We start from the raw sequence: 23,139 nt of genomic DNA on the forward strand, positions 1-23,139 counted from the left end.
AATCTCAGAGGTAGACAGTCAGCGCCAGGGCGCCGAACAGACAGGTAAACAAACTCAGGCGCAGCAACGCCGGATGCCAGAAGAAGCGGTACAGGTCGAACCCGGAGAGGAAGCGGTCCAGCGCCCAGGCCACCACCGCTGCAATCAAAAACATCAGGGTCATGGTCGGCATGTACACGCCGTGGAAGGCGATTTCACGAGGCATGTTCAAGTCCTTCAGGCTTGGCAATCGAGTGGGCAGCGAGGGGCGATTGCGGGTCGAGCAGCGACGTGCGGATGAAATGCAGGTAGCTCTTCACCCGGCGCAACGCCGAGGTGTCGAAATGCGGGGCAAAGGGTTCGTCGGTGGACTGCACACGGCTGATCGCGTGGTCGACGGCGATCAGTGCGCGCTCGAGGTTGCTCGCGTTCGGTTGCAGGAACAGCCGCACCAGCGCGCGCCCCATCACGCGGATCGCCTGCCGCCACGGCTGGGAATCGGCGTATGCCGGATGCACCGGCAGGATCGCCTGTTCCTTGCGCAACTCGATGATCGCGTGACCGACTTCCAGCACCACGAACATCCAGCGCAGCAGACTGCGCTGCACCTGCGGCTGCCCCGCCGCGAAGCCGTAGGCCTGGTGCACGAGGTCGCGGGTGCGGCTTTCGAAACTCGAGGCCAGCCCTTTGAGTTTGCCGCTGATGGCGTACACCACCTGGCCACGCAGATCCTGCTCCAGCCGGCGCCACAGCCAGCGACTGTTGGGCGGCAGAATGATCGCCCCCGCCGCTGCACACACCAGCATGCCGAGTACCATGGCGATGTAGTCGTTGATGAAGGTGTAGGGGTTGTAGACAGTGAGGTTGTCCGGCACCGAGCCGGTGCTGAAAAAAATCAGCAAGCCCAGACCGACCCCGGCATATTGCGGGCGCGATGCCAGGAACGAACCGAGCACGATGACCGGTGCGAGCATCACGCACAGCAGTGGAAAACCATCGATCCTCGGGAAGATGAAAAACATTTCGACGAAACCGATCAGGGCCCCCAACAGTGTGCCGCAGGCCATCTGGAACGCCATGCGCTTGGGGTTCGGCGTGGCGGCGGACAAACCCACGGTGGCAGCGGCGATCAAGGTCATGGTCGCCCCGCTCGGCCACGCCGTGGCCACCCAATAACTGCCTAACACCACCAGGATAAACGCAGCGCGAATCCCCGATGCCGCCGACACCAGCCAGTTGGTCTGCGGCGTGAACGGCTCGTCCCAGCGCTCCCGTTCATGACTGTGATCGGCCAGGGACGCGTGGGTCTGTGCATAACTGTGCAAGTCATCGACGAAGCGATAGAGCAGTTCGTATGCGGTATGGAAGTCCAGCAGTTCGTCGTCGCTCGGTTCGCGCTCCTGAAAAGTCGCCCGCAGGCTGCGCACCCGCGCCGGCAATCCGGCCTTGTAAGCGTTCAGCGCCGTGACCAGGCGTGCCGCGTCGGCGCTGGTCAGCGCACGTCCACTGAAGCCGTCGAGTAATTCGGCAAGGTCTTGCAAACCTGGTTTGATGGCCACCACGGCGTGATCCGTATCGTGGCTGCGCAGGCGCTCGAGCAATTGGTGCAGGGCATTGAAACGCGTGGTAATACCCATGAATTCACTGTTCAGGCGGCTGAGTCGGCCGTTGCGCCGACGCATGTGCGGGTCTTCGAACACGGTGACGCTGCGCAGTCCTTCCAGGCCGACAGCCTCGGCGATGAAACGCACGTTGCCAGCCTCGAACGCCTCGCGTTGACTGCGGCCGCGCAAGCCATCGGTAACGAACAGGGCGAATACGCCGAAACGCTGATACAAGGCGTTGCGCATGGCGGCGCTGGTGGTTTGCGGCAGGATCGCCGCACTGATCAGGGTTGAGCAGAGAATCCCCAGGGAAATTTCCAGCACTCGCCAGACCGCCGCCATGAACGCCCCCTCCGGGTGCGCCAATGCAGGCAGTCCGACCATCGCCGCGGTGTACCCGGCCAGCACAAAACCATAGGCGCGAAAGTTGCGGCAGCGTGCCGCACCGGCGGTGCAGATGCCGACCCAGATCGCCAGCGAGCCGAGAAACAGTTCGGTGTTCTGCGCAAACAAGGCAATCAGCGCCACCATCACCGCCGACCCGGCCAGCGTGCCGAGAAAACGATAAAAACTCTTGGCGAACACCTGGCCGCTTTGCGGCTGCATGACGATGAACACGGTGATCATCGCCGTGCGCGGTTGTGGCAACTCCAGGCGCATGGCCAGCCACAGCGTGAGGAACGCCGCGATCAGCACCTTGAAGATGTAGACCCAGGTCACGCCATCGCTGTGTGCCCAATCAAAGAAACCCCGACGCCATTCCAGGGAATACAGCCAACGCAAAGGTGCGGGCAAGGGAGTCATTTAATCCTGCTCAATTCAATCGGGCGGGGAACCTGTGGAAGCGAGCCTGCTCGCGAAGAGGGGCTGTCAGTCAATGTTGATGTCGCCTGACACAGCGCTTTCGCGAGCAGGCTCGCTCCCACAGGTTGAGTGTTCAATTCGAGAAATTTTTAAGCAGGGCCGGGGTATCAGGCGCGGTGGTCTGGCTGTCTTTCGGCACATCGCTACCCGCCCCAAGCCCACCGCCCAACGCCGTCACCAGCTCGGCATGGGCACTCAGTCGCGCGGCCTGCACCTGCTGTTGCACTCGCTGTTGTTTGAACAACAAGGTCTGGGCATTGAGCACGTTGAGGTAATCGGTGAGCCCGCGTTGATAAGCGATCATCGCGATGTCGTAGGTCTTCTGCGCGGTGGCGACCGACTCGGCGGCGAAAGCCTGCTGCTTGTCCATCGACTCGCGACGGATCAACTGATCAGAGATGTTTTTCAGCGCATTGATCAGGGTCTGGTTGTAGTGCGCCACCGCAATGTCATACCCCGCCGAAGCTTCACCCAGCTGCGCGCGCAAACGCCCGCCATCGAAGATCGGCAAGGAAATCGCCGGGCCGACGTTGTAGTTGAGTTTCTTGCCGGTCAAAAACTCCAAAGCCCCACCGCCGGTGGCCATGTAACCGAGGCTGCCGACCAGATCGACATTGGGATAAAAACCGGCGTGAGCGACATCGATGCCCCGCGCCTGCGCGGCTACCTGCCAGCGACTGGCGACCACATCCGGACGTTGACCGAGCAACTGCGCCGGCAACGCCGAGGGCAGCTTCAGGGCCGCGCCCAATGACAGTGTGGGTCGCTGCAACGACGTGCCCTCGCCCGGACCTTTGCCGGCGAGCGCCGCCAGTTGATTGCGACTCAGGGCAATCTCTTCGTCCAGCGCATCGATCTGCCGGTGGGTTTCCGGCAATGGGGTTTCGGCCTGGCTGACTTCGAAATGGGTGCCGATGCCGCCGCTCAAACGTTTCTGCGCCAGCTCGAGAATTTGCTGTTGCTGCTTCAAGGTCGCTTCGACGATGTCCCGATTCGCGTAGTGCAACGACAGCTCGATGTAGACGCGCACAATGTTGTTCTGCAATTCGAGCTGGGCCTGGCGCGCTTCGGCGACCGTCATGTGGGCCATGTCTACTGCACGTTCGGTGGCGTTGCTTTCCCGATCCCAGAGGTCGAGGGCATAACTGAAGCCCAGCGCCGCGTTGTTGTCCCAGGTGGTGCTGTTGGCCAGATCGCCGGGGCCGTAGAACGGATCGGTAGGCCAGTTGTGGCGCTTGAGGCTCGACTCGCCGTTGATCTGCAGCGACTCGGCGGCTTCGACGACGCCGGCCATCGATTTGGCCTGACGCACCCGCGCCGCGGCCATGGCCAGGGTCGGGCTGCCTTGCACGGCGAGGTCGATCCAGCGGTTCAGTTGCGGATCGCCATAAGCCTGCCACCATTGTGCGGTGGGCCAATGCGCATCCTGTGCGGCGCTGTGGATAGCTTCGTCGGTGACCAGTGAATTGGCCTCCAGCGCCTTGCCCTGCGGGGCAATACCTCCGGTTCCGATGCAGCCGCTGATTGCCAGGGTTAAAGCCAAAACACTGAGCGGCGAAAGCGCTCTGCTGATGCGACGCGGCACTGCTGCGATTTCCTGAGGTGGGAAGTTTTGCGGGATGCGCAATTCTATGGGGCCACCGGAAAGGCGATAAGCTGGGATTCCTGTGAATCTTTGTTACCGTTAACGAGATAATCCCTTGGTCGGGGTCTCAGACCCTGAAACTTCGTGTCACAATTTGCCATCGAACCCGAGAGCACCCCATGGACACATTGCAAAACATGCGCGCCTTCAGTTACGTGGCCGAGGCCGGCAGCTTCACCGCCGCGGCGGTACAACTGGACACCACCACGGCCAACGTCTCGCGCGCGGTCTCCAACCTGGAAGCCCACCTGCAAACCCGTCTGCTCAACCGAACAACCCGACGCATCGCCCTGACCGAAGCCGGCAAGCGCTATTTGCTGCGTTGCGAGCAGATCCTGGCCTACGTCGAAGAAGCGGAAGCCGAAGCCAGCGACGCCCACGCTCGCCCGGCCGGGCAGTTGAAAGTCCACACGATGACCGGCATCGGCCAGCACTTCGTGATCGACGCCATCGCCCGCTATCGCAAGACCCACCCGGACGTGACCTTCGACCTGACCATGGCCAACCGCGTGCCGGACCTGCTCGACGAGGGCTACGACGTCTCCATCGTGCTCGCCAGCGAACTGCCGGACTCAGGTTTCGTGTCCCAGCGCCTGGGCATCACCTACAGCATCGTTTGCGCCTCGCCGGCCTACGTCAAAGCCAACGGCTGCGCCCAGAAACCCAGCGACCTGCTCAACCACGCCTGCCTGCGCCTGGTGAGCCCGGTCATTCCCCTGGAGAAATGGGCCTTCGACGGCCCGGATGGCCAGGAGATGGTCACCATCAACAGCTCACCGTTCCTGGTGAACTCCGCCGACGCCATGAAAACCGCGATCACCAGCGGCATGGGCGTTGGCGTTTTGCCGCTGTACGCCGCCATCGACGGCTTGCGCGACGGCACGCTGGTGCGTGTGATGCCCACCTACCGGTCCCAGGAACTGAACCTGTACGCCATCTACCCGTCGCGGCAATATCTCGATGCGAAGATCAAGACCTGGGTGGAGTATTTGCGCGGGTCGCTGCCGGAGTTGTTGGCGGCGCATCAGGCGGAGTTGGCGGCGTATGAATTGAGCGGGAGTCTGGGTGGGGTTCGGGTGGCAAATTGACGCTCTCCTCTAGGAACGAGCCTGCTCGCGATGCATTTTCACATTCAATATCCCGACAACAGACAGACAGCTTTCGCGAGCAAGCTCGCCCGCAGCGATTGGGGGCATCTGCCAGGAAACGGGTCAGCTGAAAGGCCGCCATCGCTGGCAAGCCAGCTCCCACAGGGGGTTGAGGTGCGCTCAGGCTCTTCACCACTCCACAGGCCGAGCGTTAGCTCGCCTGCCGCTCTTGATCTTGATCCACCCGCCCCCTCGGCAGGCTGAGTGGAGGTTCTGCGCAGTGGGCAACCCGGCATGGATGCCGGGTTAGCCGCCCCCGGCCATGGATGGCCGATGGCGGCGGGCCCACGGAGCAGGACCGGAGCGAGGGCATGCCGAGCCCAGGCGAGGCACCGAACGAAAGGGGCAAGAGCCCTTTGGTTACTTTGGGGCTTTTCCAAAGTGACCCGCTGTAAGAGCGGAACCCTAAGCAGCCGTTACCGCAGCAACGGATATGTCCTCGATCCCCCTACAGCCTGGTCGGCCCAGAGGCCGCCAAGGCGAGCCAAACTGACAGCGCCGTCAGTTAGCAGTCACCTTCCCGACCATCAAACAGGTTTATAAAGGAACATACCCAACTGTAACCCAGCCCCGGCGCCCCACTCGCATGCGAATCCAGCAAAAACCCGCCCTGCTCGTCGCCCTCCTGATCATCCTGGCAGCGCTGGGCGTGTGGTACGCCACCAAACCCGCCAAAGCAAAACCGGCCACCCCCACGGCCATCCCGGTGCGCGTGGTCAACGTCACCGAAAAAGATGTCCCGCGCTTCGTCAGCGGCATCGGCTCGGTGCTCTCACTGCACAGCGTCGTGGTCCGCCCGCAAATCGACGGCATCCTCACCCAAATCGTGGTCAAGGAAGGCCAACGGGTGAAAAAAGGCGACCTGCTGGCCACCATCGACGATCGCTCGATCCGCGCCAGCCTCGACCAGGCCAGGGCGCAACTGGGTGAAAGCCAGGCGCAACTGCAAGTGGCGCTGGTCAACCTCAAACGCTACAAACTGCTGAGCGTCGACGACGGCGTCTCCAAGCAGACCTACGACCAGCAACAGGCGCTGGTCAACCAGCTCAAGGCCACCGCCCAAGGCAATCAGGCTTCAATCGATGCCGCGCAGGTACAACTGTCCTACACACAGATTCGCTCTCCAGTCACCGGTCGCGTCGGCATTCGTACAGTGGATGAGGGCAACTTCCTGCGCATGACCGATGCTCAGGGCCTGTTCACCGTGACCCAGATCGACCCGATCGCCGTGGAGTTCTCTCTGCCGCAACAAATGCTGCCAACCTTGCAGGGCCTGATCAACGACCCGCAGCACGCCCAGGTTAAGGCCTACATCGGTGCCGACACCGACGGCGAAACCGGCAACCTGTTGGGCGAAGGCCATTTGACCCTGATCGACAACCAGATCAACGCCAACACCGGCACCATCCGCGCCAAAGCCGAATTCAACAACCCGGGACAGAAACTCTGGCCGGGCCTGCTGGTGACGGTGAAAATTCAGACCGCACTGGATAAAGATGCGCTGGTCGTGCCGCCCAACGTCGTACAAAGGGGCCTCGATCAACATTTCGTCTATCGCCTCAAGGGCGACAAGGTCGAAACCGTCCCGGTACAAATGGTCTATCAGGACAGCGGCCAGAACATCATCAAAGGCGTACAGCCTGGGGATAAACTGGTCAGCGACGGTCAATCCCGCCTCAAGCCCGGCTCGACGGTGCAGGTGCTGACCGAACCGCCGCAGGTGGTGCAATCGGAGCCAACACCATGAAAGGCCAAGGCTCGATCTCCGCCTGGTGCATCGACCACCCGGTGGCGACCATTCTGTTGACCTTTGCCCTGGTGCTGCTGGGCGCGATTGCCTTCCCGCGCCTGCCCATCGCGCCGCTGCCGGAAGCGGAATTCCCGACCATCCAGGTGGCCGCGCAACTGCCCGGCGCCAGCCCGGAAACCATGGCCTCGTCGGTGGCCACCCCTCTGGAGGTGCAATTCAGCGCCATTCCGGGCGTGACCCAGATGACCTCGAGCAGCGCCCTCGGCTCGACTAACCTGACCCTGCAATTCACCCTCGACAAGAGCATCGACACCGCCGCCCAGGAAGTGCAGGCCGCGATCAACACCGCCGCCGGCAAGCTGCCCAAGGACATGCCCAACCTGCCGACCTGGCGCAAGGTCAACCCGGCCGACAGCCCGGTGTTGATCCTCAGCGTCAATTCGTCGTTGATGCCCGGCCCGGAACTCAGCGACCTGACGGAAACCCTGTTGTCCCGTCAGCTCAGTCAGATCGACGGTGTAGGACAGGTCTCCATTACCGGTCAGCAACGTCCGGCGATTCGTGTCCAGGTGTCCGCCGATAAACTGGCGGCCATCGGCTTGACCCTGGCCGACATCCGTCTGGCCATCCAGCAAACCAGCCTCAACCTGGCCAAAGGTGCGCTCTACGGCGAGTCGAGCATCTCAACGCTGTCGACCAATGATCAACTGTTCCATCCCGACGAATACAGCCAGCTGATCGTTTCCTACAAGGATGGCGCACCGGTTCATCTCAAAGATGTCGCCAAAGTCGTCAACGGTTCGGAAAATGATTACGTTCAGGCCTGGGCCGGATCGCAGCCGGGCGTAAACCTGGTGATCTTCCGCCAGCCAGGCGCCAACATCGTCGAGACCGTGGATCGCATTCAGGCGGCACTGCCGGCGCTGCAAGCGATGTTGCCGGCCTCGGTGCAGGTCAAGGTGCTGATCGACCGCACCCAGACCATCCGCGCGTCGCTGCATGAAGTGGAAATCACCCTGCTGATCGCCGTGCTGCTGGTGGTGGCCGTGATGGCGCTGTTCCTGCGTCAGTTGTCAGCCACGCTGATTGTGTCGGCGGTGCTCGGCGTTTCGCTGATCGCCAGTTTTGCCCTGATGTACGTCATGGGCTTCAGCCTGAATAACCTGACGCTGGTGGCGATCGTGGTGGCCGTGGGGTTTGTGGTCGACGATGCGATTGTGGTGGTGGAAAACATCCACCGTCATCTGGAGGCCGGCGACGGCATGCGCGAGGCGGCGATCAAGGGTGCCGGGGAAATCGGCTTCACCGTGGTCTCGATCAGTTTCTCGCTGGTGGCAGCGTTCATTCCGCTGCTGTTCATGGGTGGTGTGGTCGGGCGGCTGTTCAAGGAGTTTGCCTTGACCGCCACCTCGACCATCATGATTTCAGTGGTGGTGTCCCTGACATTGGCACCCACCCTGGCCGCGCTGTTCATGCGCGCGCCGGTGCATCATGCCCACGACAAACCGGGCTTTGGCGAGCGCTTGTTGGCGTGGTACGAAAAAGGCCTTCGCCGCGCCCTCGCCCATCAGAAAACCATGATTGGCGTGTTCGCGCTGTCGCTGGGTCTGGCCGTTGCCGGGTACATCTTCATTCCCAAGGGCTTCTTTCCGATTCAGGACACTGGTTTTGTCCTGGGAACCACTGAAGCCGCTGCCGATATTTCCTACGGCGACATGGTGAAAAAACACCTGGCGATGGCCGAAATCGTCGCCGCCGATCCAGCGGTCGAAACCTTCTCGCATTCGGTCGGGGTGTCGGGCAGCAACCAGACCATCGCCAACGGACGGTTCTGGATCACCCTGAAAAAACGCGGAGACCGCGACGTCTCGGCCAGCGAGTTCATTGACCGGATTCGCCCGCAATTGATGAAAGTGCCGGGCATCGTCCTGTACCTGCGTGCCGGGCAAGACATCAACCTCAGTTCCGGTCCGAGCCGCGCCCAATACCAATATGTGCTCAAGAGCAACGATGGCCCGACCCTGAGCACCTGGACCCAGCGCCTCACGGAAAAACTGCGCGCCAACCCGGCCTTCCGCGATATTTCCAACGACCTGCAACTGGGCGGCAGCATCACCCACATCAGCATCGACCGCAGCGCCGCGGCCCGTTTTGGCCTGACCGCCAGCGATGTCGACGAAGCGCTGTACGATGCGTTTGGCCAGCGGCAGATCAACGAATTCCAGACCCAGATCAATCAGTACAACGTGATCCTGGAACTCGATACCCGGCAACGCGGCAAAGCCGAAAGCCTCAACTATTTCTACCTGCGCTCGCCATTGAGCGGGGAGATGGTGCCGCTGTCGGCCCTGGCCAGATTCGATGCACCGACCATCGGCCCGCTGTCCATCGCCCACGACGGCATGTTCCCGGCCGCCAACCTGTCGTTCAACCTGGCCCCCGGCGTGGCGTTGGGTGATGCGGTGATCATGCTCGATCAAGCCAAGCTCGACATCGGCATGCCGGCGGCCATCAGCGGTAATTTCCAGGGGGCGGCGCAGGCGTTCCAGAGTTCGCTGGCCAGCCAGCCATGGCTGATTCTCGCGGCACTGCTGGCGGTGTACATCATTCTCGGCGTGCTCTACGAGAGCTTCGTGCATCCGCTGACGATCATCTCGACATTGCCTTCGGCCGGCCTCGGCGCGGTGATCATGTTGTGGATCTGCGGCCAGGACTTTTCGATCATGGCGCTGATCGGGCTGGTGCTGTTGATCGGTATCGTGAAGAAGAACGGCATCCTGATGATCGACTTCGCACTCGAAGCGCAGCGCAACGATGGCCTGTCGCCGGAAGAGGCGATCTTCAAGGCCTGTATCACCCGTTTCCGGCCGATCATCATGACCACCCTGGCCGCGCTGCTCGGCGCCCTGCCGCTGATGCTCGGCTATGGCACCGGTGCCGAACTGCGCCAACCGCTGGGGATCGCCGTAGTCGGCGGTTTGCTGGTGAGCCAGGCGCTGACGCTGTTCACCACGCCGGTCATATACTTATGGCTGGAGCGTTTACTTCATAGGCACACTCTCCCACCAGCACCTGCGCCCACACCGGCGCTGGCGACCACAGACTGAGGCGGGGTCATGCGCGTTCTGATTATCGAAGACGAAGAAAAAACCGCGGACTATCTGCACCGCGGCCTGACGGAACAGGGTTACACCGTGGACCTGGCTCGCGATGGCGTGGAAGGTCTGCACATGGCGCTGGAAAGCGACTACGCGGTGATTGTCCTCGATGTGATGCTGCCGGGCCTCGACGGTTTCGGCGTCCTGCGCGCCTTGCGTGCGCGCAAGCAAACCCCGGTGATCATGCTCACTGCCCGCGAGCGGGTGGAAGATCGTATCAGGGGCCTGCGCGACGGGGCCGACGATTACCTCGGCAAACCGTTTTCCTTCCTTGAACTGGTGGCGCGCCTGCAAGCGCTGACCCGCCGCAGTGGCGGTCACGAACCGGTGCAAGTGAGCATCGCCGACCTGTGGATAGATTTGATCAGCCGCAAGGCCACCCGGGCCGGCACGCGACTGGACCTGACCGCCAAGGAGTTCTCGCTGCTCAGCGTCCTGGCCCGGCGCCAGGGTGAAATCCTCTCGAAAACCGCCATCGCCGAAATGGTCTGGGACATCAATTTCGACAGCGACGCCAACGTTGTCGAAGTCGCGATCAAACGCCTGCGGGCCAAGCTCGACGGGCCTTTCGACGAGAAACTGCTGCACACGATTCGTGGCATGGGTTATGTGCTGGAGAGCCGTGGTGTCCAGTAATTCCATTGCGCTGCGCCTGAGCGGGATGTTCACGCTGGTGGCGCTGCTGGTGTTTTTGTTGATCGGTTGGGCGCTTTACCAGCAGGTCGACAAAGGCCTGGGATTGTTGCCCGAAGCCGAACTGGATGCGCGCTACAGCGTGCTCGAGTCCACCGTCGGCCGCTACGGCACGCCCGAGCATTGGGTGAAGATCAACAACAAGCTCAAGCTGCTGGGCGAAGAAGACAAGCGCATCCGTTTCTGGATCGTCAGCGGCGATCCGCGCTACGAATACGGCAACCCGACGCCGCAGATCCGCGCCTTCGCCGAAGGCTCGCTGGGCATGCGCGACATGCTCCTGCCAGGTCAGCCCTACCCGCTGAAAGTGCTGGTCAGCGAATTCCCGGCCAAGGATCAGCGCCCGCCACTGCGCTTCATGATTGCCATCGACACCGAGACCTTTCACCAGACCCAGCATCAACTGCTGATTGCCTTGATCGCTCTGGCGATCATTGGCGTGCTGATGGCCTCGGCACTGGGGTATTGGGTGGCGCGCATAGGCCTCAAACCATTGATAAAACTGTCCCACGAAGCCCAGCGGCTGGCCCCGCCCCTGCGTTCCGGGCGCTTGCGCCTGTCGCCGTTACCGCCGGAGCTGGATCAGTTCGTCAACGCCTTCAACTCCACCCTGGAGCGGGTCGAACAGGCTTACTCGCGCCTGGAGTCGTTCAACGCCGATGTCGCCCATGAGTTGCGCTCACCGCTGACCAATCTGATCGGCCAGACCCAGGTGGCACTGACCCGTGGTCGCTCGGCGGAGCATTATTTCGAAGTGCTGCAATCGAACCTCGAAGAGCTTGAGCGGCTGCGCTCGATCATCAATGACATGCTGTTTCTCGCCAGTGCGGATCAGGGCAGCAAGGCGACCAAACTGACCTCGACTTCGCTGGCCGATGAAGTGGCGACCACCCTGGAGTACCTGGATTTCATCCTTGAGGACGCCCGGGTCGAAGTGCAGGTCAGCGGGGATGCCCGGGTGCGCATCGAGATCGCGCATTTGCGCCGGGCGTTGATCAACCTGTTGAGCAACGCGGTGCAGCACACCGAGCCCGGGCAGGTGATTGAAGTACGGATCGACGCCGGGGAGCATCAGGTCAGCATCGCTGTGGCCAACCCCGGTTCACCGATTGCCAGCGAACATCTGCCGCGGCTGTTCGAGCGCTTCTACCGCGTTGACGCCTCGCGCAGCAACCGCGGCAACAACCATGGTCTGGGGCTGGCGATCGTCAAGGCGATTGCGTTGATGCATGGGGGGGATGTGTTTGTACGCAGTGACCACGGGATGAACACGTTCGGCATTCACCTTCCTGTCTGAGACACACAAAATACCGTGGCGAGCGAGCTAGCCCGCGCTGGGATGGCATCACCACTATTGCCGTAACCGCAACAGTCCTTTCATGAATCCGCGCTTTTTCCCAACGCCCGACATCCTTATCTTTGCCCGCACCAAACAGCACTTGCCAAGCAAGAAGGTTTTAAAGATGTCCAACAGTATGGGTATTGCCAGCGCTTTCGTTTTGTCCTCTTTGTTCCTGTCGCCATTCGCCATGGCTGAAGAGTCGCAGGCCTTTGTTGCACAAAACAGTGCACGCGCGGCTGCGTATCAAGCGCATCAGAGTGAGATGACGGCCAAAGCCCAGGAAGCCACCCAAGCTCCGCAAGCGGCGAACACTCAAGGTCGAATTGAGAAAGACAGCTGACCCAGGCGCATCGCTCCAGTTTCCCTCGACACTTTTCATCGGCTCTTCCCTTTGAAAAGTTGTCTTCAAAAGCCGCTACCATCAGCGGCTTTTTTTTTGCATAAAAAAAGGCCACCCGAAGGTGGCCTTTAAAAAACTAGAGAGGTTTTTTACTTACACGGCCGCAACAGGACGCATGTAAGAGATCGGTGCAGTGCTGGCGTCTTCGAAAGTCACGACTTCCCAAGCATCTGTCTGCTCAATCAACTTGCGCAGCAGCTGGTTGTTCAATGCATGTCCGGACTTGAAGCCCTTGAACTCACCAATCAGGCTATTGCCCAGCAGGTAGAGGTCACCAATTGCATCGAGGATCTTGTGCTTCACGAATTCGTCTTCATAGCGAAGGCCGTCTTCGTTCAGTACACCATCCGCGTCGACCACAATAGCGTTTTCAACGCTGCCGCCGAGTGCGAGGTTGTGCTTGCGCAGGTACTCGATGTCACTCATGAAACCAAAGGTACGGGCGCGGCTGACTTCTTTTACGAACGAAGTGCTGGAAAAATCCACGCTTGCACTTTGTGTGCGGTCACGGAAAACCGGGTGATCGAAATCGATCTCGAAGCTCACCTTGAAACCTTCGAAAGGGACGAAAGTGGCGCGCTTGTCGCCGTCTTCCACTGTCACTTCACGCAGGATCCGGATGAACTTCTTGGCGGCGTCCTGTTCTTCCAGGCCAGCCGACTGAATCAGAAATACGAAGGGTCCAGCGCTACCATCCATGATCGGGACTTCGGACGCGGAGAGCTCGACGTAGGCGTTATCGATGCCCAGGCCAGCCATGGCCGAGAGCAAGTGCTCCACCGTATCCACTTTGGTGTCACCATTGACCAACGTGGTCGACATCGTGGTTTCACCAACGTTTTCCGCGCGAGCCGGGATCTGCACCACAGGGTCCAGGTCGGCACGAACAAACACGATGCCGGTGTCGACAGGCGCAGGCTTGAGGGTCAGGTAGACCTTCTCCCCGGAGTGCAGACCTACACCTGTGGCACGGATAATATTTTTCAGTGTGCGTTGTTTAATCATGGCTTGGGCCGCTTCAGCGCAAATTGCGAACTGGTATCAACAAAGGCTGGCGATGATAGCAGACCACGCCTTTGCTGAACACCAATCACCTTCATAGCCCTGATACATTTCATCAATCGGCCTGACGACGCAGGAATGCCGGGATGTCCAGGTAGTCCAGATCATCTTGCGGATTCATCTTCGCGGCAGCCGCAGCACCGGCCTGAGCCTGGTTGCGCATGACGGTCGGACGGTCCAGGTCACGGTAGTTAACCGCTGGAGCTTCCTGACGAACAGGGGCTTGTTGTTGTGGCTGCGAAGGCATCGAAGTGTGAACAGTATTGTCGATGACCTTCACAGGCTTCTCGATTTTAGCGCCCAGACCGGTTGCAACGACAGTCACGTGCAGCTCGTCGCGCATGTCCGGATCGATAACGGTACCGACCTTGACCATCGCGTGCTCCGAAGCGAAGGCTTCGATGATGCTACCCACGTCGGAGTACTCACCCAGGGACAGGTCAGGACCGGCGGTGATGTTCACCAGGATGCCGCGTGCACCTTGCAGGTTCACGTCTTCGAGCAACGGGTTGCGAATGGCCGCTTCAGTGGCTTCACGTGCACGGTTCGGACCGCTGGCGCAGCCAGTGCCCATCATTGCCATGCCCATTTCGCTCATCACGGTACGCACGTCGGCGAAGTCGACGTTGATCATGCCCGGACGCTTGATGATGTCGGAGATACCGCGAACGGCACCAGCCAGTACATCGTCGGCCTTGGCGAAAGCCGACAGCAGGCTGGCGTCTTTACCGAGGATGGTCAGCAGCTTCTCGTTGGGGATGGTGATCAACGAGTCGACGCTTTCAGACAGCAGGCGAATACCTTCGTCGGCCAGCTGCATGCGCTTGCGACCTTCGAACGGGAATGGACGGGTCACCACCGCAACGGTGAGGATTCCCATTTCCTTGGCCACTTCGGCAATGATCGGCGCAGCACCGGTACCGGTACCACCGCCCATGCCAGTGGTGATGAACACCATGTTGGTACCCTGCAGGACTTCGGCAATGCGCTCACGGTCTTCGAGAGCGGCCTGACGACCTACTTCAGGGTTGGCACCGGCACCCAGACCTTTGGTCACGCCGGTACCCAGTTGCAGGATGGTCCGCGCGCTGATGCTTTTCAGCGCCTGGGCATCAGTGTTGGCGCAGATGAACTCAACGCCTTCAATGTTGCTCTTGACCATATGATTCACGGCGTTGCCGCCGCCACCGCCAACACCGATAACTTTAATGACCGGGCTTGCGGGGATGTTGTCTACGAGTTCGAACATTTTCCCTCTCCTTTACGTTCTCTAGTTTTTTTCGCCTACTGCGTGTCTCTACAACGGTGCTGCGGTAAATCGTTAGAAGTTGCCCTGTACCCAGCTCTTGATGCGATCGAGCAAGGCGCCTTTGGGCTCTTCGTTGCTGTAGCTGTCGCGACTGCCGATGCCCGAGAACGAAATGCCGTCGGATTGCTTCTGCAGGCCGTACATCAACAGGCCAACGCCAGTGGAATAAATCGGGTTGCGGACCACGTCATCCAGGCCCCTCACGCCATGAGGAACGCCCAGGCGTACCGGCATGTGGAAGATTTCTTCGGCCAGTTCGGTGGCGCCTTCCATCTTCGACGTACCGCCGGTCAGCACGATGCCGGCCGGGATCAGGTCTTCGTAGCCGCTGCGACGCAGTTCGGCCTGGATCAGCGTGAACAGCTCGTCGTAACGCGGCTCGACCACCTCGGCCAGGGCCTGACGGGACAGTTCGCGCGGTGGACGGTCGCCAACACTCGGCACCTTGATGGTTTCACCGGCACCCGCCAGTTTGGCCAGGGCGCAGGCGTAGCGAATCTTGATTTCTTCGGCGTACTGGGTCGGGGTGCGCAACGCCATGGCGATGTCGTTGGTCACCTGATCGCCTGCAATCGGGATCACTGCAGTGTGGCGGATCGCGCCTTCGGTGAAGATCGCGATGTCGGTGGTGCCGCCGCCGATATCCACCAGGCACACGCCCAGCTCTTTCTCGTCGTCGGTCAGGACCGAATAGGCCGAAGCCAGTTGCTCGAGAATGATGTCGTCGATTTCCAGGCCACAGCGGCGCACGCATTTTTCAATGTTCTGTGCGGCGTTGACGGCGCAGGTGACCACGTGAACCTTGGCCTCCAGACGAACGCCGGACATGCCCAGTGGCTCACGGACGCCTTCCTGGTTATCGATCACGTAATCCTGCGGCAGGGTGTGCAGCACACGCTGGTCGGCCGGGATCGCCACGGCCTGGGCGGCGTCGAGTACGCGCTCAAGGTCGGCGGAGCTGACTTCGCGATCACGAATCGCCACGATGCCGTGGGAGTTCAGGCTGCGGATGTGATTGCCGGCCACGCCGACAAATGCCGAGTGAATGCGGCAACCCGCCATCAGCTGCGCTTCTTCAATCGCGCGCTGGATCGATTGCACGGTGGACTCGATGTTCACCACCACGCCTTTTTTCAGGCCACGGGACGGGTGCGTACCGATCCCGACGATTTCCAGCGTGCCGTCGTCCGAAACCTCGCCCACCAGCGCCACCACCTTGGAGGTGCCGATATCGAGACCGACGATCATTTTGCCGCTTTGCACGTTTGCCATGGGTCCTGCCTCTTCTTAATTCTTCGCGACAGCGGGTTGGGCTGCCGTCGGCGCTACTGGTTCCCGCCAGCCAACAGCGAGGCCGTTGGCGTAGCGCAGATCGATGCGCGCAATGTTCGTAATCTGTTCTTTGAGCGTCTTGTCATAGATGGCAATGAAACGGCGCATCTTTTCCACCTGGTTGCCGCGCCCCAGCAGCAGTTCGATCCCGGGGCCCGCACTGCCTGGGCCGGTGGTCAGGAACCAGCTGCCTCGCTCACGCAACTCCAGGCGCGCAATCGAGAAGCCCAGCGGTCTGAGCATCTGGCTCAGAACCTGGTATTGCTGCATCACCTGCTGTTGAGCCCGTTGTGGGCCAAACAGCTGAGGCAAGTGTTCGTAGTTCGCCAACTCACGCGGGGTGAAGGCCTGGCCCTGGTTGTTCAACAGCGATTCATCACCCCAACGGGCTACCGGCAGTTGCTCCTCCAGGCGGATCACCACCTGATCCGGCCACACCCTGCGCACTTCGGCGTGGGCAATCCATGGCATCTGTTCCAGCTCGGTGCGCATGCTCGCCAGGTCGATGGTGAAGAAACTCGACGCCACATAGGGGGCGATTCGCTGCTGTACCGCTTGCTGGCTGATGTAACTCAAGTCGCCCTGCACATTGACCTTGGTGATCGGCCGGTCGGCGTACGGCAGCAACCGCTGCGCGCCTTCGTAGGTACCGAACCCCAATGCCACCAGCAGCACCGGCCAGAACAGGCTTTTCAGAAAGCCAAAATTGGCTTTCGGCAGGCGCGCAGACATCGGCTCTTTGGCAACCATTCGGCTGGCACCCCGCGGCACCGGCTTGCGGCCGGGAGCGGGTGGCTGATGACGAAGCTGAGCGCCTTGCATGGTCTTAACCTCTTGCCTCGATACTTGCGGCCAGGATCGCCAGAACCAGTTGCTGGAAATCCAGACCGGCCGCACGGGCCGCCATCGGAACCAGACTGTGATCGGTCATCCCCGGTGCGGTATTCACTTCCAGAAACCAGAACTGCCCATCGGCGTCCTGCATTACGTCTGCCCTGCCCCAACCGGCGATACCCAGCGCTTCACAGGCTTTCGCCGTGAGGTCCATGAGTTCCTTTTCCTTGGTGCTGTCCAGCCCGCATGGAATGCGGTACTGGGTATCGTTGGCGATGTACTTGGCGTCGTAGTCGTAGAAACTGTGCGTCGTGCCCAGGGCGATAGGAGGCAACACCTGGTCACGCAAAGTGGCGATGGTGAACTCAGGACCTTGAATCCATTGCTCGACCAACACTTGCGAATCGTAGGTACTGGCCGCTTTCCAGGCGTCGATCAATTCGGACGCGGAAGTCACTTTGGCCATACCGATACTTGAACCTTCATGGGCCGGTTTGACGATCAAAGGGAAGCCCAGTTCCGTCGCTGCCGAAATACAATCGGCCTCGCTGCGCAACACTGCGTGACGCGGCGTCGGAATCCCGAGGCTGTGCCAGACCTGCTTGGTACGCAGCTTGTCCATGGCCAGTGCCGAGGCGAGGATGCCACTGCCGGTATACGGAATGCCCAGGCATTCGAGCAGGCCCTGCATGCTGCCGTCTTCACCGCCGCGACCGTGGAGGATGATGAAGGCGCGGTCGATTTTTTCACTCTGCAGACGCTGCAACAGGTCATCGCCCACGTCGAGTCCGAACGCATCCACGCCCGCGCTTTGCAGCGCGTCGAGAACGGCATTGCCCGACTTCAGGGACACTTCGCGCTCGGCACTCTTGCCGCCGAACAACACGGCGACGCGGCCGAAGTCCTTCGGCGCGAGGGTGGAGACGAGGTTGGCGTAAGCAGCAGTCATTTCAACTTCCCCTCGACCGGTGCGGCAACGGCACCGGCGAACAACGGACTATTCAACAGTTTTGGCGCGAGGCCACCGATATCACCGGCGCCCTGGCACAGCAGAATGTCGCCGGCACGCAGCAGCGGCTTGACCACTGGCGCGAGGTCGACACCGCGCTCGATGTAGATCGGGTCGAGCTGACCGCGCTGACGGATGCTGTTGCACAGCTTGCGGCTGTCGGCACCCGGGATCGGCTCCTCGCCAGCCGGATAGACCTCCATCAGCAGCAGCACGTTGGCGTCGGCCAATACATTGACGAAGTCGTCGTACAGGTCGCGGGTACGGCTGTAACGGTGTGGCTGGTAGACCATCACCAGTCGGCGCTCCGGCCAGCCGCCGCGCACAGCCTTGATCACCGCTGCCACTTCGGTCGGGTGATGCCCGTAGTCGTCGACCAGCATCACGCTGCCGTCGTCCACCGGCAGTTCGCCGTAGACCTGGAAGCGTCGGCCGACACCCTGGAACCCGGACAGGCCCTGGACGATGGCTTCATCGTTGACGCCTTCGTCGGTGGCGATGCAGATGGTTGCCAGTGCGTTCAATACGTTGTGGTTGCCCGGCATGTTCACCGAGACATCCAGCGGCTCGCGATCCGGACGCAGCACGGTGAAGAAGGTCTGCATGCCTTGCTGACGCACATTGATGGCGCGCACGTCGCAGTCGTCGCCGAAACCATAGGTGACGGCCGGACGCTTCACCTGTGGCAGGATTTCCCGCACCACCGGATCGTCCAGGCACACCACGGCCAGACCGTAGAACGGCAGGTTGTGGAGGAATTCGACGAAGGTTTTCTTCAGCTTGTTGAAGTCGCCGTCGTAGGTCGCCATGTGATCGGCGTCGATGTTGGTGACCACGGCCACCAGCGGTTGCAGGTGCAGGAAACTGGCATCGCTTTCGTCGGCTTCGGCGATCAGGTAACGGCTGGTGCCGAGTTGGGCATTGGTGCCCGCGGCATTCAAACGACCACCGATGACGAACGTCGGATCCAGGCCACCGGCGGCGAACACCGAAGCGATCAGGCTGGTGGTGGTGGTTTTGCCATGGGTACCGGCGACGGCGATGCCGTGGCGATAGCGCATCAGCTCAGCCAGCATTTCTGCACGCGGAACCACCGGGATGCGGCGTTCCAGTGCGGTCGCGACTTCCGGGTTTGACGTGTTCACGGCACTCGACACCACCAGCACGTCGGCGGCGGCAGCGTTCTCGGCACGGTGGCCGATGAAAATCTGTGCGCCGAAGGTTTCCAGGCGCTCGGTGACCGGCGAAGCCTTCAGGTCGGAACCGGATACTTCATAGCCCAGGTTCAACAACACTTCGGCGATCCCGCACATGCCCACGCCGCCGATACCGACGAAGTGGATGCGGCGGATGCGGCGCATTTCCGGTTGCGGCATGGCTTTCTGATTCTCAACCATGGGCCACCTCCAGACAGGTATCGACCACGTTACGGGTAGCGTCGGGTTTGGCCAGACGGCGGGCCGCTTGGGCCATTTCTTCGAGTCGTTGCGGTTGCATCAGGACCTCTGTCAGGCGCGCGGCAAGATCCGCTGCACCAGTCGTTCTTTGTGGCATCAGGAAGGCAGCGCCTTCACGGGCCAAATAATCGGCGTTGCGGGTCTGGTGATCGTCGATTGCATGGGGCAAAGGCACCAGCAACGAAGGCAGACCGGCGGCAGCCAGTTCACTGATGGTCAGCGCGCCTGCGCGACATACCACCAGGTCGGCCCAGCCATAGGCTTGGGCCATGTCTTTGATGAAAGGCTGCACTTGCGCCTCGACACCAGCCGCGCGATAGCGCTCTGCAGTCACTTCATCGTGGTTTTTGCCGGCCTGATGGAACACGTCCGGGCGCAGGTCGATGGCGACTTGTGACAGGGCTTCAGGCAGCAACTTGTTCAACGGTTCTGCGCCAAGGCTTCCGCCGAGGATCAGCAAACGCGCCTTGCGGCCAGCCAGGGCGGGTCGCGATGTTTCGAGGAACAGCTCGGTGCGCACCGGATTACCGGTGGTCCGACGGCTGCTCGACAGGGTAAAGGTGTCGGGGAACGCTTCACAGACTCGGGCGGCGAACGGCACCAGCAACCGATTGGCGGTGCCGGCGACGGCGTTCTGTTCGTGAACGATCACCGGCACACCGGCCAGTTTGGCCGCGACACCACCAGGACCGGTCACATAACCACCAAAACCGACCACACAGACTGGCCGCAGCCGACGAATGATCGCCCGCGCCTGCCAGACCGATTTGAGCAACATGAACGGCGCCTTGAGCAGCGACAATTTGCCCTTGCCCCGCAGACCGCTGGCGTTGATCCGATGTAACTCAATGCCGGCCGCCGGGACCAGATCGTTCTCAATGCCGCGCGGCGTACCGAGCCAGTGCACGGTGTAGCCACGGGCCTGGAATTCACGGGCACAAGCCAGTGCCGGGAACACGTGGCCCCCGGTGCCGCCCGCCATGATCAATACGTTAGCGCCCATGGGTCGGCTCCTCGGCGAAGTCGCTCTCATGGAACTCCATCTCTTCGCTGCCCAGGTGGGTTCGACTCTCCCACTCAATGCGCAGCAACAACCCGAGACAGGCACAGCAGATCACCAGCGAGCTACCTCCATAACTGAGGAACGGCAAGGTCAGCCCCTTGGTCGGCAGCAGGCCCACGTTTACGCCGATGTTGATCAGGAACTGACCAATCCACAGGAATGACAACCCGTAGGCAACATAGGCGGCGAAGAACTGCTTGGCCTTCTCGGCCCACAAGCCGATGTACATGCCACGAATACACACGAAAACGAACAACGCGACGGTGCACAGGGAACCGACCGCACCGAGTTCTTCGGCGAGCACCGAGAACACGAAGTCGGTGTGGGCTTCCGGCAGGTAGAACTGTTTCTGCACGCTGTTGCCCAGGCCAACGCCCAGCCATTCGCCACGGCCGAATGCGATCAGGGCCTGGGACAGCTGATAACCGGCACCGAACTGGTCAGCCCATGGGTCGGCAAAGTTGGTCAGACGCGCCATTCGATAAGGCTGCATCTGAATCAACAGCACCACGGCCCCGACGGCCAGCACCACCATCAAGGAGAAACGGAACAGGCCCACCCCGCCAAGGAACAGCATCGCCGCCGCAGCCCCCATCATCACGACGGTGGCACCGAAGTCCGGCTCCATCAGCAAAAGGCCCGCCATGGGCAGCAGCACGATGAACGGCTTGAAGAAACCCATCCAGCTTTCACGCACTTCTTTCTGGCGACGCACCAGATAGCCGGCGAGGTAGATCACCACGAACACCTTGGCGATCTCGGACGGCTGGACGTTGAAGAAACTGAAACCGATCCAGCGCATCGAACCGTTCACTTCGCGGCCGATGCCCGGGATGATCACCATCACCAGCAAGCCGAACGCACCGATCAGCATCAGCCAGCCCAGGCGTTGCCACGTAGCGATCGGGATCATCATGGTGACGATGCAGGCGCCCAGGCCCAACACCACATAGATAAGGTGGCGAATCATGTAATACAGGGCACTGCCCGATTGCACCGCCGCCACTTCGGTGGAGGCCGACGCGATCATGATCAGGCCGAGACCGAGCAACGCCAGGCAACCGACGAGCATCGGGAAGTCGAGGTCGATGCCACGCCCGGTGATCAGCGGCGAAGGATACGGCTTGATGATGTTGAGCAGACTCATGCCAGATCCCCCACGGCTTGGACGAACTGGTGACCACGGTCTTCGTAGTTCTTGAACATGTCGAAACTGGCGCAAGCCGGCGACAGCAGCACCACGTCACCCGGTTGGGCCGCAGCACGGCATTGCGCCACGGCTTCGACCAGGGAGTTCGCACGAATCAGCGGCACGCCATCACCGATGGCCTCGCCGATCTTGTCGGAGTCGCGGCCCATCAGGATCACCGCGCGGCAGTTGACCGCCACCGGATCGCGCAGGTCCTTGAACTCGGCACCCTTGCCATCGCCACCGGCGATCAGCACGATCTTGCCGTCGATGTCCGCGCCCAGTCCCTCAATGGCCGCCAATGCAGCGCCCACGTTGGTGGCTTTGGAATCGTTGTAGTAACCCACGCCATCCAGGTCGCGCACCCACTGGCAACGATGCTCAAGCCCAGCGAAGGTCCGCAGGGCCGAGAGCATGGCATCGAACGGCAGGCCGACCGCATGGCCCAGGGCCAGGGCTGCCAACGCGTTGGACTGGTTGTGTGCGCCACGAATTTTCAGCTCGCGCACTGGCATCAGGTTCTGGAATTCGAAGGCCAGGTACTTTTCACCGTCTTCTTCGCGAATACCGAACGCCTTGAAATCGGGCTTGCTCAAACCGAAGGTCCAGCACGACTGGCCCTCGCCCATCAGCGGACGGCTCAGGGCATCCTGACGGTTGACCACGAACTGCCTGGCGCCACGGAAGATCCGGTGCTTGGCCAGGTGATAGGCCGGCAGACCGCTGTAACGGTCCATGTGGTCTTCACTGATGTTGAGCACGGTCGCCACTTCGGCGTTGAGCTGATCGGTGGTTTCCAGTTGAAAACTCGACAGCTCCATCACGTACAACTCGATGTCGTCGCTGAGCAAGTCCAGCGCCGGCGTACCAAGGTTGCCACCGACGGCGACACGTTTACCGGCCGCAACCGCCATCTCGCCGACCAGGGTGGTCACGGTGCTTTTCGCGTTGGAACCGCTGATGGCCACGATCGGCGCCTTCGCGTTTCGCGCGAACAGCTCGATGTCGCCGGACAATTTCACGCCACGGGCGGCGGCAGCCTGCAGGGCCGGGGTCGCCAGGGCCAGGCCGGGGCTCACGTAGAGCTCGTCGGCACGGCACAGGAATTCGACGTCCAGCTCGCCACAACGCACTTCCACGTGCGGATAGTCACGCTTGAGCGTGGCCAGTTCCGGTGGATTTTCCCGCGTATCGGCCACGGCAAACGCCACGCCCCGGTTCGCCAGGAAGCGAACCAGGGACATGCCGCTCTTGCCGAGGCCGACAACGATGCGGAAGTGGTCAGAAGCGATCAGAGACAC

Annotated in this window: 18 protein-coding genes; 6 read left to right on the plus strand and 12 right to left on the minus strand. The window is 61.3% G+C overall.

All coding sequences use genetic code 11. The annotated features are described in order from the left end of the window. Positions 1-4: 4 nt before the first annotated feature. The 3 genes from BVK86_RS06265 to BVK86_RS06275 all read right to left on the minus strand — a co-directional run bounded on the left by BVK86_RS06265 (position 5) and on the right by BVK86_RS06275 (position 4,032). A complete protein-coding gene (locus tag BVK86_RS06265; protein ID WP_075945603.1) occupies positions 5-205 on the minus strand; it encodes a DUF1656 domain-containing protein in 201 nt (66 codons plus the stop codon). Continuing rightward, the gene (locus BVK86_RS06270; RefSeq protein ID WP_075945604.1) at positions 195-2,387 is read right to left on the minus strand and encodes an FUSC family protein; all 2,193 of its coding nucleotides are present in this window, start codon (positions 2,385-2,387) and stop codon (positions 195-197) included. The genes BVK86_RS06265 and BVK86_RS06270 overlap by 11 nt, the downstream gene beginning before the upstream one ends. A gap of 133 nt (positions 2,388-2,520) precedes the next feature. Next, positions 2,521-4,032 carry an efflux transporter outer membrane subunit gene (locus BVK86_RS06275; RefSeq protein ID WP_075945605.1) on the minus strand — a complete coding sequence of 504 codons (1,512 nt, stop codon included), beginning with the start codon at positions 4,030-4,032 and terminating at the stop codon, positions 2,521-2,523. 179 nt (positions 4,033-4,211) lie between these two features. Between BVK86_RS06275 and BVK86_RS06280 the strand changes: the two genes are divergently transcribed. From BVK86_RS06280 to BVK86_RS06305, 6 genes are all read left to right on the plus strand, one after another. Further along, positions 4,212-5,180, plus strand: a complete 969-nt coding sequence (locus BVK86_RS06280) for a LysR family transcriptional regulator (RefSeq protein ID WP_075945606.1) — start codon at positions 4,212-4,214, stop codon at positions 5,178-5,180. A 646-nt stretch (positions 5,181-5,826) separates the two neighbouring features. Continuing rightward, complete coding sequence (locus tag BVK86_RS06285; RefSeq protein WP_075945607.1) at positions 5,827-6,987, plus strand: efflux RND transporter periplasmic adaptor subunit; 1,161 nt, start codon at positions 5,827-5,829, stop codon at positions 6,985-6,987. Beyond that, positions 6,984-10,097, plus strand: coding sequence for a multidrug efflux RND transporter permease subunit (locus BVK86_RS06290; protein ID WP_075945608.1), 3,114 nt, complete (start codon positions 6,984-6,986; stop codon positions 10,095-10,097). Before BVK86_RS06285 ends, BVK86_RS06290 begins: the two co-directional genes overlap by 4 nt. 9 nt (positions 10,098-10,106) lie before the next feature. Beyond that, a complete protein-coding gene (locus BVK86_RS06295) occupies positions 10,107-10,784 on the plus strand; it encodes a heavy metal response regulator transcription factor (protein ID WP_034149512.1) in 678 nt (225 codons plus the stop codon). Next, positions 10,774-12,138: a heavy metal sensor histidine kinase gene (locus tag BVK86_RS06300; RefSeq protein ID WP_075945609.1), complete on the plus strand. Its 1,365-nt coding sequence runs from the start codon at positions 10,774-10,776 to the stop codon at positions 12,136-12,138. The genes BVK86_RS06295 and BVK86_RS06300 overlap by 11 nt, the downstream gene beginning before the upstream one ends. Positions 12,139-12,304: 166 nt before the next feature. Then, complete coding sequence (locus BVK86_RS06305) at positions 12,305-12,523, plus strand: hypothetical protein (protein ID WP_075945610.1); 219 nt, start codon at positions 12,305-12,307, stop codon at positions 12,521-12,523. A 153-nt stretch (positions 12,524-12,676) separates the two neighbouring features. On the opposite strand, the gene lpxC is transcribed toward BVK86_RS06305, so the two are convergent. The 9 genes from lpxC to murD form a co-directional block, all read right to left on the minus strand. After that, a complete protein-coding gene (lpxC, locus tag BVK86_RS06310) occupies positions 12,677-13,588 on the minus strand; it encodes a UDP-3-O-acyl-N-acetylglucosamine deacetylase (RefSeq protein ID WP_075945611.1) in 912 nt (303 codons plus the stop codon). A 112-nt stretch (positions 13,589-13,700) separates the two neighbouring features. Then, positions 13,701-14,894 carry a cell division protein FtsZ gene (ftsZ, locus tag BVK86_RS06315; protein WP_075945612.1) on the minus strand — a complete coding sequence of 398 codons (1,194 nt, stop codon included), beginning with the start codon at positions 14,892-14,894 and terminating at the stop codon, positions 13,701-13,703. A gap of 72 nt (positions 14,895-14,966) precedes the next feature. Next, entirely contained in the window at positions 14,967-16,226 is a 1,260-nt protein-coding gene (gene ftsA / locus BVK86_RS06320) for a cell division protein FtsA (RefSeq protein ID WP_056853192.1), read from the minus strand. A gap of 15 nt (positions 16,227-16,241) precedes the next feature. Then, positions 16,242-17,108: a cell division protein FtsQ/DivIB gene (locus BVK86_RS06325; protein WP_075945613.1), complete on the minus strand. Its 867-nt coding sequence runs from the start codon at positions 17,106-17,108 to the stop codon at positions 16,242-16,244. Between the two features lie 4 nt (positions 17,109-17,112). Then, positions 17,113-18,069 (minus strand): D-alanine--D-alanine ligase, encoded by a 957-nt coding sequence (locus BVK86_RS06330; protein ID WP_075945614.1) that lies wholly within the window; start codon positions 18,067-18,069, stop codon positions 17,113-17,115. Further along, complete coding sequence (gene murC, locus BVK86_RS06335) at positions 18,066-19,526, minus strand: UDP-N-acetylmuramate--L-alanine ligase (RefSeq protein WP_075945615.1); 1,461 nt, start codon at positions 19,524-19,526, stop codon at positions 18,066-18,068. Before murC ends, BVK86_RS06330 begins: the two co-directional genes overlap by 4 nt. After that, entirely contained in the window at positions 19,519-20,589 is a 1,071-nt protein-coding gene (murG, locus tag BVK86_RS06340; protein ID WP_075945616.1) for an undecaprenyldiphospho-muramoylpentapeptide beta-N-acetylglucosaminyltransferase, read from the minus strand. The genes murC and murG overlap by 8 nt, the downstream gene beginning before the upstream one ends. After that, the gene (gene ftsW, locus BVK86_RS06345; RefSeq protein ID WP_075945617.1) at positions 20,579-21,796 is read right to left on the minus strand and encodes a putative lipid II flippase FtsW; all 1,218 of its coding nucleotides are present in this window, start codon (positions 21,794-21,796) and stop codon (positions 20,579-20,581) included. Before ftsW ends, murG begins: the two co-directional genes overlap by 11 nt. Then, entirely contained in the window at positions 21,793-23,139 is a 1,347-nt protein-coding gene (gene murD, locus BVK86_RS06350; protein ID WP_075945618.1) for a UDP-N-acetylmuramoyl-L-alanine--D-glutamate ligase, read from the minus strand. Before murD ends, ftsW begins: the two co-directional genes overlap by 4 nt.

The organism is Pseudomonas reinekei, assembly GCF_001945365.1.
Lineage (GTDB): Bacteria > Pseudomonadota > Gammaproteobacteria > Pseudomonadales > Pseudomonadaceae > Aquipseudomonas > Aquipseudomonas reinekei.

Coding starts and splice junctions, on each gene's coding strand:
- murC (WP_075945615.1), bottom strand. CDS start 19,526: ATGGTTGAGAATCAGAAAGCCATGCCGCAACCGGAAATGCGCCGCATC.
- BVK86_RS06325 (WP_075945613.1), bottom strand. CDS start 17,108: ATGCAAGGCGCTCAGCTTCGTCATCAGCCACCCGCTCCCGGCCGCAAG.
- murG (WP_075945616.1), bottom strand. CDS start 20,589: ATGGGCGCTAACGTATTGATCATGGCGGGCGGCACCGGGGGCCACGTG.
- BVK86_RS06270 (WP_075945604.1), bottom strand. CDS start 2,387: ATGACTCCCTTGCCCGCACCTTTGCGTTGGCTGTATTCCCTGGAATGG.
- BVK86_RS06285 (WP_075945607.1), top strand. CDS start 5,827: ATGCGAATCCAGCAAAAACCCGCCCTGCTCGTCGCCCTCCTGATCATC.
- ftsW (WP_075945617.1), bottom strand. CDS start 21,796: ATGAGTCTGCTCAACATCATCAAGCCGTATCCTTCGCCGCTGATCACC.
- lpxC (WP_075945611.1), bottom strand. CDS start 13,588: ATGATTAAACAACGCACACTGAAAAATATTATCCGTGCCACAGGTGTA.
- BVK86_RS06295 (WP_034149512.1), top strand. CDS start 10,107: ATGCGCGTTCTGATTATCGAAGACGAAGAAAAAACCGCGGACTATCTG.
- BVK86_RS06280 (WP_075945606.1), top strand. CDS start 4,212: ATGGACACATTGCAAAACATGCGCGCCTTCAGTTACGTGGCCGAGGCC.
- BVK86_RS06265 (WP_075945603.1), bottom strand. CDS start 205: ATGCCTCGTGAAATCGCCTTCCACGGCGTGTACATGCCGACCATGACC.
- ftsA (WP_056853192.1), bottom strand. CDS start 16,226: ATGGCAAACGTGCAAAGCGGCAAAATGATCGTCGGTCTCGATATCGGC.
- BVK86_RS06330 (WP_075945614.1), bottom strand. CDS start 18,069: ATGACTGCTGCTTACGCCAACCTCGTCTCCACCCTCGCGCCGAAGGAC.
- BVK86_RS06305 (WP_075945610.1), top strand. CDS start 12,305: ATGTCCAACAGTATGGGTATTGCCAGCGCTTTCGTTTTGTCCTCTTTG.
- BVK86_RS06290 (WP_075945608.1), top strand. CDS start 6,984: ATGAAAGGCCAAGGCTCGATCTCCGCCTGGTGCATCGACCACCCGGTG.
- ftsZ (WP_075945612.1), bottom strand. CDS start 14,894: ATGTTCGAACTCGTAGACAACATCCCCGCAAGCCCGGTCATTAAAGTT.